The organism is Alistipes dispar, from assembly GCF_006542685.1.
Taxonomy (GTDB): Bacteria; Bacteroidota; Bacteroidia; order Bacteroidales; family Rikenellaceae; genus Alistipes; species Alistipes dispar.
In genome coordinates this window covers 2,649,084-2,664,694 of the sequence record NZ_AP019736.1, presented here as the reverse complement: position 1 = coordinate 2,664,694, position 15,611 = coordinate 2,649,084, and the positions used below count along the sequence as shown (strand labels likewise).

The following is a 15,611-nucleotide window of genomic DNA, read 5'->3' as shown; positions in this document are numbered from 1 at the left end:
GCGGCCCCGGGTTGCGCAATCCGGAAAAAATCCGTATATTTGTACGATATTTAAACGACAACGATGAGTACCGAACAAGAAAACGTTAAGAAACAGGAAGAGGCGTATTCCGCGTCGAACATCCAGGTCCTCGAGGGCCTCGAAGCGGTGCGCAAACGCCCGGCCATGTATATCGGCGACATCGGCGAGAAGGGTCTCCACCACCTCGTCTACGAGGTCGTGGACAACTCGATCGACGAGGCGCTGGCCGGATACTGCACCGATATAGACGTGACGATCAACGAGGACAACTCGATCACCGTCAAGGACAACGGCCGGGGTATCCCGACGGACTTCCACGAGAAAGAGGGCAAGTCGGCGCTCGAAGTCGTGCTGACGGTGCTGCACGCCGGAGGCAAGTTCGACAAGGGCAGCTACAAGGTCTCGGGAGGTCTGCACGGCGTGGGCGTCTCGTGCGTGAACGCGCTCTCGACGCTGCTCATCGCCGAAATCCACCGCGACGGCAAGATTTTCCGCCAGACGTACAGCAAGGGAAAACCCACGTCGCAGGTCGAAATCGTCGGCGAATGCACGGACCGCGGAACGATCGTGACGTTCAAGCCCGACGGCGAGATATTCACCCACACAACGATCTACAAATACGAGATTCTGGCCAACCGCCTGCGCGAGCTGGCATTCCTGAACAAGGGCATCCACCTGAACCTCTACGACCGCCGGCCGGACGAGGAGGGCAAGACGCACGAGGACCACTTCTATTCGGAAGAGGGCCTCAAGGAGTTCGTCCAGTACCTCGACGCCACGCGCGGCACGCCGATCATCGAGCAGATCATCTACCTCGACACCGAGAAGAACGGCGTTCCGGTCGAAGTGGCCATGCAGTACAACGACTCCTTCTCGGAGAACGTACACTCCTACGTGAACAACATCAACACCATCGAAGGCGGCACGCACCTGACGGGATTCCGCCGCGCGCTGACGCGCACGCTCAAGAAATACGCCGAGGACTCGGGAATGCTCGCCAAGCTGAAGTTCGACATCAACGGCGACGACTTCCGCGAGGGACTGACGGCAGTCGTCTCGGTGAAGGTGGCCGAACCGCAGTTCGAGGGACAGACCAAGACCAAGCTGGGCAACGACGAAGTGGCCGCTGCGGTCGATCAGGCCATGGCCTCGGCGCTGGGCGACTACCTCGAGGAAAACCCGAAAGACGCCAAGGCGATCGTGCAGAAGGTGATTCTGGCCGCCACGGCCCGCCACGCCGCCCGCCACGCCCGCGAGCTGGTGCAGCGTAAGACGGTGCTCTCGGGGTCGGGACTCCCGGGCAAGCTGGCCGACTGCACGAGCCGCGACAGGTCGGTGGCCGAGATCTTCTTCGTCGAGGGCGACTCGGCAGGCGGTACGGCCAAGTCGGGCCGTGACCGCAACTTCCAGGCCATCATGCCGCTGCGCGGCAAGATTCTCAACATCGAGAAGGCACAGGAGCACAAAATGTGGGAGAACGAGGAGATCAAGAACATGTTCCTGGCGCTGGGCGTCAAGATCGGCACGGAGGAGGATTCCAAGGCGCTCAACCTCGAAGGACTGCGCTACGACAAGATCATCATCATGACCGATGCCGACGTGGACGGAAGCCACATCGCCACGCTGATGCTCACCTTCTTCTTCCGCAAGATGAAGGAGCTCATAGAGAACGGCCACGTTTACATCGCCACTCCGCCGCTCTATCTCGTGAAGAAGGGCAAGCAGGAGCGTTACTGCTGGACCGAGAAGGAACGCGACGAGATCACCTCCGAATTCGGCAAGGGCGCGCACGTGCAGCGTTACAAAGGTCTCGGCGAGATGAACGCCCACCAGTTGTGGGAGACGACGATGAACCCCGACACGCGCATCCTGCGCCAGGTGAACATCGAGAACGCCGCCGAGGCGGACCGCATCTTCTCGATGCTCATGGGCGACGACGTGCCGCCCCGCCGCGAATTCATCGAACGCAACGCCCATTACGCGAATATCGACGCATAAGGCGGCCCAACGGAGAAAGGATTGCCCCGACAGAAAGGGAGGGCGATCCTTTTTTCGTACCGGGCGGCAGGCGTGAGCGGCTTCTGCGGCACGGAACGGAGAAACGAAAGGAAAACAGCCAAACCCAATCCATAAAACCATGAAAGTAACCGTAATCGGTGTGGCCGGAGGAACCGGCTCGGGAAAATCGACGCTCGTAAAACGTCTGCAGGAAGCTTTCCGTGGCGACGACGTCGCCACGCTGTGCCACGACTTCTACTACAAGGCCCACCCCGAACTGACGTACGAGGAGCGCACGAAACTCAACTACGACCATCCGCAGGCGTTCGACACGCAGATGATGGTGGACCATATCAAGGCGCTCAAGGAGAACGTACCGATCGAACACCCGGTGTACTCGTTCGTGGACCACGACCGGCTGCCGGAAACCGTGCTGGTCAAGCCGTCGAAGGTGATTATCGTGGACGGCATCCTGATCTTCGAGAACCGGGAGCTGCGCGACCTGATGGATATCAAGGTCTATGTGGACACCGATGCGGACATTCGGCTGGCGCGGCGTATCCTGCGCGACGTCTGCGAACGCGGCCGCACGATGCAGTCGGTCATCACGCAGTACACCTCGACCGTCAAACCCATGCACGAGGAGTTCGTCGAACCGTCGAAGAAATACGCCGACGTCATCATCCCCGAAGGCGGATTCAACTCGGTGGCCGTAGCGATGCTCATCCAGAATATCCGGTCGCTCATCGACCGGAACTGACAGAGGCTCCCCGATCCATTGACGAAAACAGGAGGTCCCCGCAAAGGGCGAACCTCCTCTTTCGTCTTGTCCGGATAACGGCATCCGGAACCCGCACCGGGTCAGATACCTGCGATCTTCTTGATCTCGTTGAGTTTGTTGAGTGCCTCGATCGGCGTCAGGGCATTGATGTCCAACCCCTTGATCTGGTCGCGGATCTGCACCAGCACGGGATCGTCCAGCCGGAACATGGAAAGCTGCATGTTCTGCGGCACACCGCTCTCGGCGGCTTCCTTCACGGCCTGCGCCGAGGGTTTCTTTCCGCGATCCTTGAGACTGCGGCTCGGGACGATCTCGTTCGAACCATATACCTGCTCGAGGTTGCGCAGAATCTCGTCGGCACGCGCCACGACCGACTGCGGCATTCCGGCCATGCGCGCCACGTGGATACCGAACGAATGCTCCGTGCCGCCCCGCTCGAGCTTGCGCAGGAAGACGATCTGGTTGCCCATCTCCTTGACGGCGACATGGTAGTTCTTCACGCGCGGACACATCTGTTCCATTTCGTTCAGCTCGTGGTAGTGCGTGGCGAAGAGTGTTTTGGCGTGCGCCGTCGGATGGTTGTGCAGGTATTCGACCATCGCCCAGGCGATCGAAATGCCGTCGTAGGTCGAAGTGCCGCGGCCGATCTCGTCCAGCAGGACGATGCTGCGGTCCGAAATGTTATTGAGAATGCTGGCCGACTCGAGCATCTCGACCATGAAGGTGGATTCGCCCTGCGAAATGTTGTCCGATGCGCCGACGCGCGTAAAAATCTTGTCCACGACGCCGATATGCGCCGAGGCGGCGGGTACGAACGAGCCCATCTGTGCCATGAGGATGATGAGCGCCGTCTGCCGCAGCAGAGCCGATTTACCCGACATGTTGGGACCGGTAATCATCATGATCTGCTGCTGCCGGTCGTCGAGCATGACGTCATTGGGGACGTACTCCTCCCCCACGGGCATCAGCGTTTCGATGACCGGATGGCGTCCCGAACGGATGTCGATGCGCTTGCCGTCGTCGAGCACCGGACGTACGTAGCGCCGCTCGCAGGCCAGCCGCGCGAAGGATTGCAGGCAGTCGATGCGCGCCACGACAGCCGCGTCGTGCAGCATCGGCTGGAGCGACGAACAGATGAAGGCCATGATGTCGGCATAGATGCGCTGCTCGAGAACGAGCATCTTCTCCTCGGCGCCGAGAATCTTCTCCTCGTACTCCTTGAGCTCCTCGGTGATGTAACGCTCGGCATTGGCCAGCGTCTGTTTGCGTATCCACGTCGCGGGGACCTTGTCCCTGTGGGCATTGCGGACCTCGATGTAGTAGCCGAAGACGTTGTTGTAGCTGATCTTGAGCGACGGGATGCCCGTTGCCTCGCTCTCGCGCTGCTGGATGCGCGAAAGGTAGTCCTTGCCGTGGAGCGCGATGCGGCGCAGGTCGTCCAGTTCGGGATCTACGCCGTCGGCGATGACCCCTCCCTTCTGAATCTGGTTGTTCTGCGGATCGGGATAGATTTCGCGGGCGATGCGTTCGCGGACCCCGGCCAGCGGGTCGATGCCCGCAGCCAGCGCATGCAACCGGTCGTCGTCCGTGGATTCGAGCGCGGCCTTGAGCGTCTCGATCGCCGCGAGCGAATTTTTGAGCTGCACCAGTTCGCGCGGCGTGACGCGCTGCGCAGCGATACGCGACGCAATACGTTCCAGATCGCCCACCATCGCCACCTGCTCGCGCACGGCGTCCGCCAGGTCGGCCTCCTTCGTGAAGCGCTCCACGACGTCGAGCCGCTCGTTGATCTTCGCCGGGTCCTTGATCGGCATGGCGATCCACCGCTTCAGCAGACGGCCGCCCATCGGCGTCAGCGTGCGGTCGATGACGTCGGCGAAGCTGCACTTCTCGCGTGCGCCGTTCGAGGAGAAGAGCTCCAGGTTGCGGATCGTGAACTTATCGACCCACACGTAATCGTCCTCGTCGATGCGCGAGAGCGAGGTAATGTGTCCCGTCTCGCGGTGCTCGGTGAACTCGAGGTAGTAGAGAATGGCCCCGGCGGCCGAAATGCCGCTCGTGAAGTGGTCCACGCCGAAACCTTTCAGCGACTTGGTCCCGAACTGCCTGCAAAGTTTCCCGCGATTGACCTCCTCCGAGAAGACCCACTCGTCGAGACGGTAGGTGTAGAGCCGCGACCCGAAAGCGTCGGCGAAACGGTCCTCGTAGCCGCGCTGGTAGATCACCTCTTTGGGCTGAAGATTGGAGATGAGCTTGTCCGCGTAACTGTCCGTGCCCTCGGCCACGTAGAACTCCCCGGTCGAGATGTCGAGAAACGCCACGCCCGTCGCCCGACGGCCGAAATAGACCGAGGCGATATAGTTGTTCTCCTTGTTGGCCAGAATGTTGTCACCCAGAACGATGCCCGGCGTCACCAGTTCGATGACACCGCGCTTGACCAGTCCCTTGACCAGCTTGGGGTCTTCGAGCTGCTCGCAGATCGCCACGCGTTCGCCTGCCCGGACAAGTTTCGGCAGGTAGGTGTCGATGGCATGGTAGGGAAATCCCGCCAGCTCCACGTAGGTCGCCGCACCGTTCGCACGGCGCGTGAGCGTGATGCCCAGAATGCCGCTGGCCTTGATCGCGTCATCGCCGAACGTTTCGTAAAAGTCGCCCACACGGAAGAGCAGAATGGCGTCGGGATGCACGGCCTTGATGGAGTAATACTGCTTCATCAGGGGCGTTTCGACGTATTTTTTTTCAATTTTCTTCTCCGAAACCACAATAAAATATTGTATGAATTATCCAACAAAGATAACGGTTTTTCGGCAGTCGTGCAAAAGGCGGAGGCCAAATTTTTCGGCCCGGGTCTCCGGCGGCCGCTGCGGAAAAGAATCCGCAAAAGGGAAAGCGACCGGCCGATCCGAACGGGGAGGGACGGCCGGAAATCCAGAAACAGACGGAAACACCGGCAGGCGTTTCCCGCCCGCGAGCGGCTGCCCGAAACGGACGGATCAGCGGATCAGATAATGCCGTTCTCGGCGAAAACGCGGCGGTAAAATTCGGCTTTCCACTCGACCGGACGCGGGTAAGCCCGCGACGAGGAGGGCATGCGCCAGAGACGCAGGTCGCGGCCCGCATAGTGCACCGCTACGGACTCCCCCACGGCGGGGCTGTCGCAGCCGGTCAGCGCACGGAGCGTATCGGTGGCCTTCTGACCCGTCGTCACGATGGCCCGGCAGGCGGGAATGCGCGCCAGCAAGGCCGCCAGATCGACCTCGCGCACCACTTGAAGAAAATTATCCGACGCATTGTCTTTCAGCCGAACGACCTCGACAGCCGTATCGTAAAGCGCAATCCCCCGTTCGCGGCAGAACGCCTCGATGCGGCCGCGGTCGAACCGCCGGCCGCCCGGCAGGAGGAAGTGCTGTTTGTCACCCGTGGCGAGGTAGCCCACGATCCGCCACATGTCGTTTTGCAGATTGGGGTAGAAAAATTCCATCGACCAGCGGATACGCTTGGGCGGAAAACTGCCCAGCATGAGAATCCGCGCGTTCCCGGGCAGGAAGGGTTCGAGCGGGTGGAGTTCGCTATTCATAGAATCGTTCGTCGAAATTCACGAGATAGAGTTTGTCCGTGGCGCGCGTGAGCGCCGTATAGAGCCATCGCAGCATGTCGCGCGTCATCGGCTCGTCGCCGAACAGGCAGCGGTCCACGAAGACGGCGCGCCACTGCCCGCCCTGCGCCTTGTGGCAGGTGACGGCATAGGCGAATTTCACCTGCACGGCGTTGAAGTGCGGATTTTCACGTATCTCCCGGAAGCGTTTCAGACGGCTTTTGATGTCGAGGTAGTCCTTCTCGACCTCGCAGAAGAGCCGCGAGGACTCCTCGCGCGTGAGCGACGGGGATTCCGACGTGATCGTATCGAGCAGAATCTTGCACTGAAGCTCCGTGTCGTAGTCGGGAAATTCGAGCACCGCCTCGGCGAAACGGAAGCCGTAGAAATCCTCGAAGCGGCGCAGCCGCCGCAGCCGTGCGATGTCGCCGTTGGCGATGAAGTTCATCGGACAGTCCTCGGCATGTTCGGGAAAGTAGTAGTTATTCTTGACCACCATCAGCATATCGCCGCTCTCGATCTCCTCCTCGGCCGAAAGCACGTTGCAGCGGATGCCTTCGTTGTAACGGTTGGCGCGCTTGTTCGACCGCGTGACGACGATCACCTCGTCGCGGCCGTACCGCGCATAGCAGTCCTGCAACTTTTCGAGAAACTCGCCGCCCCCGACCGCCTCGACGTCCGGAAAATCCATCCCGAAGCGCGGAATCTCGTAAATGCCGTTCTCGAGCATGCAGCGCACCAGCGTCGCATTGAACAGGATGCCCGAGCTGGCCTCCTGGCGCACCACCTCGTCCATCGTGCCGTAAACCACCTCGCCGTAGGCGGACAGCGACGCAGGGTCGAGCGCCGGACTGAAGTCGCTCCCCACGGGCGGCAACTGCGCACTGTCGCCGACCAGCACCAGGCGGCAGCCGCGGCCGTTGCGGACGTACTGCACCAGATCCGCCAGCAGCGAACCGCTGCCGAACAGCGCCCCGTCCGACGCGCCGTCGGAGAGCATCGACGCCTCGTCCACGATGAAGACCGCTCCGCGTTCGGGATTGAGGTTCAGCGAAAATTTCGATTCGTAGTCGGCATTGGTGCGCTGGCGGTAGATGCGCTTGTGAATCGTAAGGGCCTTCTCGCCGGCATACTGTGCCAGCACCTTGGCCGCACGCCCCGTAGGAGCGAGCAGGACCGGTTTGATACCCAAATCCTTAAGCGCCCCGACCACTGCCGCGACGAGCGTCGTCTTGCCTGTTCCGGCATATCCGTTGAGCACGAAAATCCGCGAAAAATCGTCGTCAGCGAGGTACTCGGACAATTTTTCTACGATTTTTTTTTGTCCGGGAGTTGTTTCGAAACAAATTTTGGCGTAAATTTGGGTCGCGATACGTGTACTGAACATGCGGTCGGTTATTTGCTGCACAAAATTAATAACAAATATTTATTTATAAAATGAAAAGAATTTTTCAAATCATTCTCGGCGTAGTCATCGTAGCGCTCGTCTACATCATCTACGTCCAGATCTCGACCCCGCTTAATTTCAACAAGGAACTCGCTGCGAAGAAAGCCGCCGTCATCGAGCGCATCAAGGACATCCGCACCGCACAGCGTTCCTTCAAGTCGAAGTATCAGCACTTCACGAGTACGTTCGATTCGCTCGAGGCCTTCATCCTGACCGATACGCTCGAGCTGGAGCGCAAGCTTGTGGACGAAGATGACTCGGTGGGTATGGCCATGCTGAAGAAGAGCGGCAAGAAGAATATCGAAAAATTCAAGATCGCCGTGATCGACACGATCTTCTCGCCCAAAAAACTCTCCGTCGAGCAAGTCAAGCAGTTGCGCTACATTCCGGGAACGGACGACAAGGCGCAGTTCATCATGGAGGCCGGCTATACGACCGCATCGAACGTCGTCGTGCCGATCGTCGAGTGCCGCGCTCCCTACAAGATGTTCCTCGACACGGTAGCCTATCGTCAGGAGATCATCAACCTGATCGACGAGGAGGAAAATATCTTCAACCGCTACCCCGGCGTCAAGTTCGGTTCCATGGAGTCGGCCAACAATGAAGCGGGCAACTGGGAAGACTGATACGCCGCAACCCGGCTACAAGGTGTCCATTCAGCAATCGTTGGATGGACACTCTTTTTCGGTGGCCGCACCTCCGGCATTCCCCGCAGAGGCGGAGCGGATCGAAGCGGAGGTGCTGACGCCGCGCACGATGCTCGTACCCGTAGAATACTTCGCCGGGGAGCGCGCGGCGGCACTGCTCGCCGCGAACGGAATGCCAGCTCTCAGCGGCGAGGAGACCGTATGCAGCGATGCGGAGGAGGAGATCGTGGCCGTCATGGCCCTGCCGGGCGAAGCGCTGCGGCAGGCAGCCGAGGCGGCTGGCGGACGGCCATTGCGTTTCACCACCCCGCTGCTGCACCGTCCCGCGGCGGATGGAAACACCGTATGGCTCTGCCGGCGGGCGGGACTGCTTTATATAAAGGTGTACGACGACGGACGACTCCGGGCGGCCGAAGTCATCGCGGCGGCAGACGAAGCCGAGATCCGCTACCTCGCCGAACGGCTCGACGCCGTATTCCCGTTGCGCGGCTACACGCTCCTCGCAGCGGGCGACGATCCGAAGGCACTGCGCAAATTGCTCGGAAAACGGTTCAGGAAGGTCGTATGCGAATAATCAGCGGCAAATACAAGGGCCGGGCGATCAATCCGCCCCGCAACCTCAGAGCGCGTCCGACGACGGACTTCGCCAAGGAGAACCTCTTCAACGTGCTGGGAAACCTCGTGGATTTCGAGGAGTGCGACGTATTGGACCTCTTCGCCGGGACCGGCTCGATCAGCTACGAGTTCGCCTCGCGGGGAGCCCGCAGCGTCACGGCCGTGGAGATCAACCCGGTGCACTACAACTTCATCCGGCAGACGGCCGCGCAACTGGGCATCGGCAGCCTCCACGCCGTCAAGGCGAACGCGTTCCTCTACCTGAAAAACTGCAACAAGCAGTTCGATATCGTGTTTTCCGACGCCCCCTACGATCTGGAGGGCAGCGAAGAGATCGTACGGTTGACGCTCGAAGGCGACCGCCTGCGCAGCGGAGGGCTGCTGATCTTCGAACACTCGAAGAAAGCGGACTTTTCGGACAATGCCTGTTTCTGGCAATTAAGAAGTTACGGAAGCGTACAATTTTCTTTCTTCAAAAAACCGTAAAAAACATTGCCGATTCAAAAAATTCGACTATCTTTGCACTCGCAATACCGAAAAACGGTGCGTTAGTTCAGCCGGTTAGAATACGTGCCTGTCACGCACGGGGTCAGGGGTTCGAGTCCCCTACGCACCGCAAGACATCATGACAAAAAAAGCGAAAAGCCTTGTAAATAAAACATTTGCAAGGCTTTTTTCTTTTCCCGGAAGTGCAGGAAAATGCAGTTCGGGGCATGGTATGAAAAGGACAACGTGGCCCGCGAACGATTCGAGCGGAAAACGGGCGTTAGTTGTATCGCCATCGAATGCAAGACAAGTCTTGCAACTCAGAAACGACGACGAAGAATAAAATCGGAAAGAGCGACCGGAACAATCGCTCTTTCCGATTATCATGAACTTTTTATTTTCCGGACACGGTCGGTTCGCAGTAGATTCGTTTTATAACTCTATGGCAAGAAATGTCCACTGGTATTGATTTCAAACTTTTCTAAAATTCCCGTTCGGAACCATGTCCGAACGGAAACGATAGAATTGCAAAACAGCCAAACGACCTTATTCCTTGTCGCCTGTTCCGGCCAGGTAGTAATCCGCGATCTTCAGCTTGCCATCCTTGTCCACCGTCACGATCGCGACGATATTGCCACCCCATTCGGAATCGTAGTTCGTCAGATATTCCAGCGTCTCCGACTCCGTATCGCCGTCGGCGAACGTCAGCTCTTTGTAGGAACCCGAAATCGAGTTGGGATAGTCGGCAAAAGCCGTTTTCAAATCCTCCTCGAGCGTCTCCTCGTAGGCCGTGCTGGCCGTGCGGATACGGTAGGCCTTGACCGTATTGGCGCCTTTGGTCACGGTGTATTCGATATTCGTCGAATATTCGTCTTTCTCGGTCTCCGTAACTTTGAGCGTCGCTTCGCCCGTGCCGTCGAACTTCACTACGATCTCCTCCTGCTCTTCGGGCATCGTCTTGAACATCGCATCTTTGTCCTCGCTTCCCCCGGCGAGCTGCACCAGGTTCACCGGATAGCTCACGTTGCCCTTCGCATCGACCGTGGCCCCGTAGATGCAGTAATCGTCTCCGGGATGCAGAATGCTCAGAGACAGCGTTCCGGAAAACTCATCCTTCGCATACTCGTCCGTCCACGACGCATTGTTCTCTCGGTCGTATATCGCCCACTCCAGTTCGGCCGGGTCGCCGACGATATTGTAGCACTCGTTATACGACCAGCAGAAGATGCGCACCTTCTCGACGTCGCCGCTCGTCGTCAGTTTCAACTCGATGGCCTCGGGAGTCGTCTGGGAGAGTTCGGCGGAAACGATCTCGCCCGTACCATCGAAGACCGGCTTCTTCGTCGTGAAGTCCTCGTAGGTCACCTTGCCGATCGTACCGTCCTCGGCGATAGGTACGGCATAAAGTCGCCACGTCGTATTAGGCGTCATGTTATGCGTGAAATCCACCTTGTAAGGCTCCGTATAGGGAAGCACCTGCCGATTGTTGCCGAGTACCGTGAGCAGTTCCTTCCGCTTCGCCTCGTCGGTGATCTCGTCGAAAGGATCGTAATCCGACGCCCCGATCAGGGAAGTGAAAATCTTTTTGCAGCCCGCGCCCGCCGTGATGGTCGCAGCCACCGACGTCAGCGTGATGTCCTCGTCGGCGATGTCGATCTGCACCTCGATCGAACCGTCGTAATCGGAGGGTTCCGGAACGGTGAAATCCTGAGTAAAGACTTCAGCCTGCCCGTCGCCTGCAGGCAACGCATAAACGCAAACCACCATCTTGTTCATATCGTCGTCTTCGCTCGAAGTGAGCTTAACGCCTTCGCTCTCGGGATCATCCGCCATCCTATTCTTGACCAACGTATGTTCGGTGAACGTCGCACTCTTGTCGCTCCAGTTGAACGGCTGCATCGGATAATCCGGATTCGGACTCAGCGACGTTTCGGCCGACTGGATGAAGTACTCTTCGTTATAAGAATTCTTCTGCATGGCTGTGATCACGTATTTGGAGCACTTGATGCTCTTCTTCACATCCACGTCCAGCGAAAAAGCCGTCAGGTTCTTCACCGTGAGTTCCACCAGTTCGCCCTTCAGCTCTGCCGAGCTGATCTTAAAATCTTTCGTGACGACATCGCTTTTCCCGTCCGCATTCTCGGCATAGACCGAAACGACGTAGTCCACATCCACCGTCACGGTCAGGTCGAGCGTCGTCGCCTCGTTTCCGGTCACCGATTCGTAATCGGCCTCCTCCCCGGCCGGAACGCATTTCCAATACCAGGTCTCGGTGTTTTCGGAGGGACGGACCTCGACTTTGGCCGTGCCGTCCTGTTCGGAGAACGAAACCTCACCTACCTCGATGGAAGGAGGATTTTTACCCCCCCCTCGCCGTTGTCATCGTTGCAGGCTCCTCCCAACAGGAGCATCAACGATGCCATCGAAAGTAAAAACTTTTTCATAGGAACATTTTTTTTAGGGGGGAACTTCGGATTCAAAAACTCCCGACACCGGGGATTCCCCCCCCCACGGAGTCGGGAGCATCGTCAGAAAATGACGGATAACTTTACAGCGTCTGCCTCCGTATCGGATTTCGCTTCGTCCACGATCTCGTCGGGAACCTTCTCGCAGCGGACGAAACGGTGCACGTCTCCGGCATCGTCCTTCGCCGTCCATGTCATCGCGTCCTCGAGCCGATCGGAGACGACGTATTCGCGGGTCCAGTCGCCGTTCTCGTAATCGTAGTCGCCGCTGATGACATAGCCCAGTTCCTTGTCCTCTTCGACATTGAACGAACCGGTGACGAGCCGGGCGTACATGCTGTCGAAATTGTGGTACATTTCATAGGTCCTCTCCCGGCGGTTGAACGTAATGTAGAGGTAAAGTCCGTCGGCCAGGGGCGCCCCGTTCCACTCGGCGAGCGTCCAGGTCCCGTTCAGATAGGCCGGGGTGACCTCGATCTCCGGAGTCCGGGATTCGTCATCGTCGCACGCGGCGAAACAGAGCAGGCAGGAGGCCAGCAGGGCGATCTTAAAAAGATGTTTCATATCATTCAGTCTGTTATGTTCTTGTTTTTTCGATTTATCTTGACGGTCAGGGTTCTCTCCGACGGCCTTCCGTCCACGCCTGCGACGATGACGGGAAACGAGAAATCCGTTTCCCGCGCGGGAGGAATTTCCGAGGCGTCAACCGTAATCACGATGTCGGCCTCGCCGCCCGGCGGAATCGTTTCCGGCTCCGTGCGGAACGCCGCGAAATCGGGAATCAGCTCCGCCGACAACCGCAACGGCCGCTCGCCGGCATTGCCGCAGAGGATACGTTCCGTAGCCTTCGCTCCGGATTCCAGTCCGCGGAACTCCGCGCCCTTCTGTTTGAGCCGCAACGCCCCCATCGCATGCGGGAAGCGCGCCCAGGGATTCGCCGCAGGCAGTACTTCGCCCGTGAACGTCAGCCGCGCAGCGGGCTTGCGGTCCGGTCCCGATACATAGACGAAAGCACTTACGTCGATCCGTCCCGGATGGTTCTCGGGGTCGTACGTCAGCTCGACCGCACCTTCGGCTCCGGGGGCGATGCCGCCCTTCGGCCACTCGGCCGCGAGACACCTGCACCCGACGCTGACCCGGACGATGGCAATCGTTTCGTCGCTCCGGTTCTTGAAAACGAAACGCCGGCGTACGGGGGCATCCTCCTCGCGGAGTGTCCCCAGATCGGCCGTCGCGCGTTCGAAGCGCAACGGCCGGACCGCGGCGAGCGGAGGATCAAGCAGCGAATCGACGGTTGCCTCGGAGCGGTCGGGAAGTCCCTGTGCAAAACCCGCAGAGGACATCGCGGCCGCCGAGCAAAGGGCCGCGACAAGCCATATCTTTCGAATCCGCTTCACAGGCCATTCAATTCTACATCCAACCGCTGTCGCCGGCATTTTTCCGCACGGTGACGATCATCGTCTGCTCCTGTCCGGCGGAGGGTTTGACGGTGATTTTCGTCGATCCGGCAGCCACGCCTCCGACCGTCAGCATCGTTCCGGAAACCGACGCTTCGGCGATCTGCGCATCGGCCACCGAGACCGTATAGGTCAGGTTGCGGCCGTTCTCGAAGTAGAACGCCAGATCGAGCGTCGCCGATCCGTCCGTCGAGACGTACATGTTCGGGAGCTTCATCTCCAAACCGGCCCCCTCGACCGCTTTCAGCAGCTTCCCCGCATCGACCATACCCGTACCCATCTTACCGCGGTAATCGGCCAAAGCCATCTTGGTAGCCGGAGCGCTCGCATAGTTGTGAGTGTAGTAGTAGAGTTTGTTGCCTTTCAGGTAGGTGTCGTCGATCTCCTTAACCGACTGCTTCAGCAGGGAAACGAATTCGTCGGCCTTGAAATGGCGCCGCTTCTGCACGGCATACGACAATCCCAGCGCCGCCACACCCGACACATGCGGGCAGGCCATCGAGGTGCCATCCATATAGCCATAAGCCGGCTGGCCGTCGATGAACCACGTGGAAAGGACCGAGCCGTAGCCCATGACGGGCGTACCGCCTTCGTCGAGCCACCCTTCGGGATCCTCCTCGCCAACCTTGCCGTAGTACTCCATGTCGCCGCCCGGAGCGCTCACGTCCACCCCGACACCGTAGTTCGTAAAGCTCGAGGGAGTGAACCCTGCATCCAGCGCTCCGACGGTCACGCACTTGGAATAGGCTCCCGGGAAGGAGGGGGTGGCGGCGTACTCGTTGCCTGCGGCGAAGACCGCAATGCCGCCCTCGATAACACCGTTGGGCGATCCGGCATTTTGGATGAAGTAGTCCAGCGCCTCTTTCTCCAGCGGATAGGTCGCTTCCCACTCCTCCTCGGTGGCGGGGCCCAGCACGGTGCCGAAGATCGCCTGGTTGGCATCGGCCGAGATATATCCCCAACTGCATTGCAGGATGACCGCGCCGTTGTCGGCCGCATACTTGATCGCTTTGGCCTCCTGGTCCAGCGTGGAGCTCATGTCGCCCGCAAAGACCTGACACGACATGATCTTCACACCGCTGCCGCTGCCGTCGTGTCCGCCGGCGATGCCGCAGACGCCCCGGCCGTTGCCGTTGACGGCGGCGATGGTTCCGGCGACATGCGTGCCGTGGCCCGTGTTGCCCTCGCCCGTCCAGGAAATCAGGCCCGTGTCCTCCACGAAATTGTAGCCGTAAACGTCGTCCTCATAGCCGTTGCCGTCGGCGTCTTTGCCGGCATTGAGCACCTCGCCGTCGTTCTTCCACATATTGGCCTCCAGGTCGGGGTGGGTGTACATCACACCCTCGTCGAGCACGGCGACGACGATCGAAGGATCGCCCGTGCACATCTTCCACGCCTCCACGCAATTGACGTCGCAACCGGCGACGACCTTCGCGTCCGGATTGTTCTCCTTGAACGAATAGTCGCCCGTATTGTTGTAATGCCACTGGTACTTCAGCGCGGGATCGGCTTCGAACGGCAGTCCCAGCCCCGAAAAGTCGATGTCGTCCTCGGCAGCGCGCGTCGCGGAGAGGCGCTGTGCGGCGGCGTTGCTCATGTAGGTTTTCAGCCGCTTGGCGTCGTAGGCGCGCTTGATCCGGTGGTTGCCCTGCACGGCGGAGATTTCTCCCAGCAGGCTCAGCCTGCGGGCAGCTTCATGCAAATCGGCATTCTCGTCGAATTTCACCTTGTACCACAGATGGAGCCCCGCTTCGCGGGTCCGCGCCTCGTTCCGCTCGTCGCGCGGGAAGATACGCTCGAAATGATAACCGCCGAGAATATCCAGAATCTCATCGGTCGAAGGAATGCCCGAACGGGTCATCACACCGCTGCCGCCGTTACGGGTAGCCCGAGTGAACGTCCGGTCCAGAATATCCGACATCTCGGGTTTGAATTTGATCAGCAGCTCCCCCGCTTCGGCGTCGGCCGGGAGCTTCACTTCCGTCCCGGGGGCCGGAGCAGGGGTTCCCTGCTCCAGATCCTCCTTGACGCACGACGTCAACGCAAAGGCGAAGAGCGCCGCATATACATAATATCTCTTCATCAGATCCATTGGCTTT

General features: G+C 59.3%; 12 protein-coding genes and 1 tRNA gene. 6 read left to right on the top strand and 7 right to left on the bottom strand.

Features of this window, described 5'->3' with window-relative positions; genetic code table 11:
- Nucleotides 1-63: 63 nt before the first annotated feature.
- Together gyrB and udk are read left to right on the top strand one after the other, a co-directional pair.
- On the top strand, nt 64-2,019 hold the full coding sequence (gyrB, locus tag FME97_RS11095; protein WP_141429684.1) for a DNA topoisomerase (ATP-hydrolyzing) subunit B: 1,956 nt from the start codon (nt 64-66) through the stop codon (nt 2,017-2,019).
- Between the two features lie 139 nt (nt 2,020-2,158).
- Nucleotides 2,159-2,779, top strand: coding sequence for a uridine kinase (gene udk, locus FME97_RS11090; protein ID WP_141429683.1), 621 nt, complete (start codon nt 2,159-2,161; stop codon nt 2,777-2,779).
- A 101-nt stretch (nt 2,780-2,880) separates the two neighbouring features.
- Here the strand turns inward: udk and mutS are convergent, their stop codons facing one another.
- The 3 genes from mutS to FME97_RS11075 all read right to left on the bottom strand — a co-directional run bounded on the left by mutS (nt 2,881) and on the right by FME97_RS11075 (nt 7,782).
- Entirely contained in the window at nt 2,881-5,544 is a 2,664-nt protein-coding gene (gene mutS, locus FME97_RS11085) for a DNA mismatch repair protein MutS (RefSeq protein ID WP_394344262.1), read from the bottom strand.
- A 257-nt stretch (nt 5,545-5,801) separates the two neighbouring features.
- Entirely contained in the window at nt 5,802-6,377 is a 576-nt protein-coding gene (locus tag FME97_RS11080) for a uracil-DNA glycosylase family protein (protein WP_141429681.1), read from the bottom strand.
- Complete coding sequence (locus FME97_RS11075) at nt 6,370-7,782, bottom strand: ATP-dependent DNA helicase (RefSeq protein WP_141429680.1); 1,413 nt, start codon at nt 7,780-7,782, stop codon at nt 6,370-6,372. Before FME97_RS11075 ends, FME97_RS11080 begins: the two co-directional genes overlap by 8 nt.
- A gap of 50 nt (nt 7,783-7,832) precedes the next feature.
- Here FME97_RS11075 and FME97_RS11070 point away from each other — a divergent pair, with 50 nt between their 5' ends.
- From FME97_RS11070 to FME97_RS11055, 4 genes are all read left to right on the top strand, one after another.
- Entirely contained in the window at nt 7,833-8,468 is a 636-nt protein-coding gene (locus FME97_RS11070) for a hypothetical protein (RefSeq protein WP_141429679.1), read from the top strand.
- A gap of 40 nt (nt 8,469-8,508) precedes the next feature.
- Nucleotides 8,509-9,063 (top strand): hypothetical protein, encoded by a 555-nt coding sequence (locus FME97_RS11065; protein WP_141429678.1) that lies wholly within the window; start codon nt 8,509-8,511, stop codon nt 9,061-9,063.
- Nucleotides 9,054-9,590, top strand: coding sequence for an RsmD family RNA methyltransferase (locus FME97_RS11060; RefSeq protein ID WP_141429677.1), 537 nt, complete (start codon nt 9,054-9,056; stop codon nt 9,588-9,590). Before FME97_RS11065 ends, FME97_RS11060 begins: the two co-directional genes overlap by 10 nt.
- Nucleotides 9,591-9,646: 56 nt before the next feature.
- Nucleotides 9,647-9,720, top strand: a tRNA-Asp gene (locus FME97_RS11055).
- 416 nt (nt 9,721-10,136) lie between these two features.
- On the opposite strand, the gene FME97_RS11050 is transcribed toward FME97_RS11055, so the two are convergent.
- From FME97_RS11050 to FME97_RS12610, 4 genes are all read right to left on the bottom strand, one after another.
- Nucleotides 10,137-11,807 (bottom strand): hypothetical protein, encoded by a 1,671-nt coding sequence (locus FME97_RS11050; RefSeq protein ID WP_141429676.1) that lies wholly within the window; start codon nt 11,805-11,807, stop codon nt 10,137-10,139.
- A 311-nt stretch (nt 11,808-12,118) separates the two neighbouring features.
- Nucleotides 12,119-12,619 (bottom strand): lipocalin family protein, encoded by a 501-nt coding sequence (locus FME97_RS11045; protein WP_141429675.1) that lies wholly within the window; start codon nt 12,617-12,619, stop codon nt 12,119-12,121.
- Between the two features lie 5 nt (nt 12,620-12,624).
- A complete protein-coding gene (locus tag FME97_RS11040) occupies nt 12,625-13,452 on the bottom strand; it encodes a DUF1573 domain-containing protein (protein ID WP_232522883.1) in 828 nt (275 codons plus the stop codon).
- A gap of 13 nt (nt 13,453-13,465) precedes the next feature.
- Nucleotides 13,466-15,595 carry a S8 family peptidase gene (locus FME97_RS12610; RefSeq protein ID WP_141429674.1) on the bottom strand — a complete coding sequence of 710 codons (2,130 nt, stop codon included), beginning with the start codon at nt 15,593-15,595 and terminating at the stop codon, nt 13,466-13,468.
- Nucleotides 15,596-15,611 lie beyond the last annotated feature (16 nt).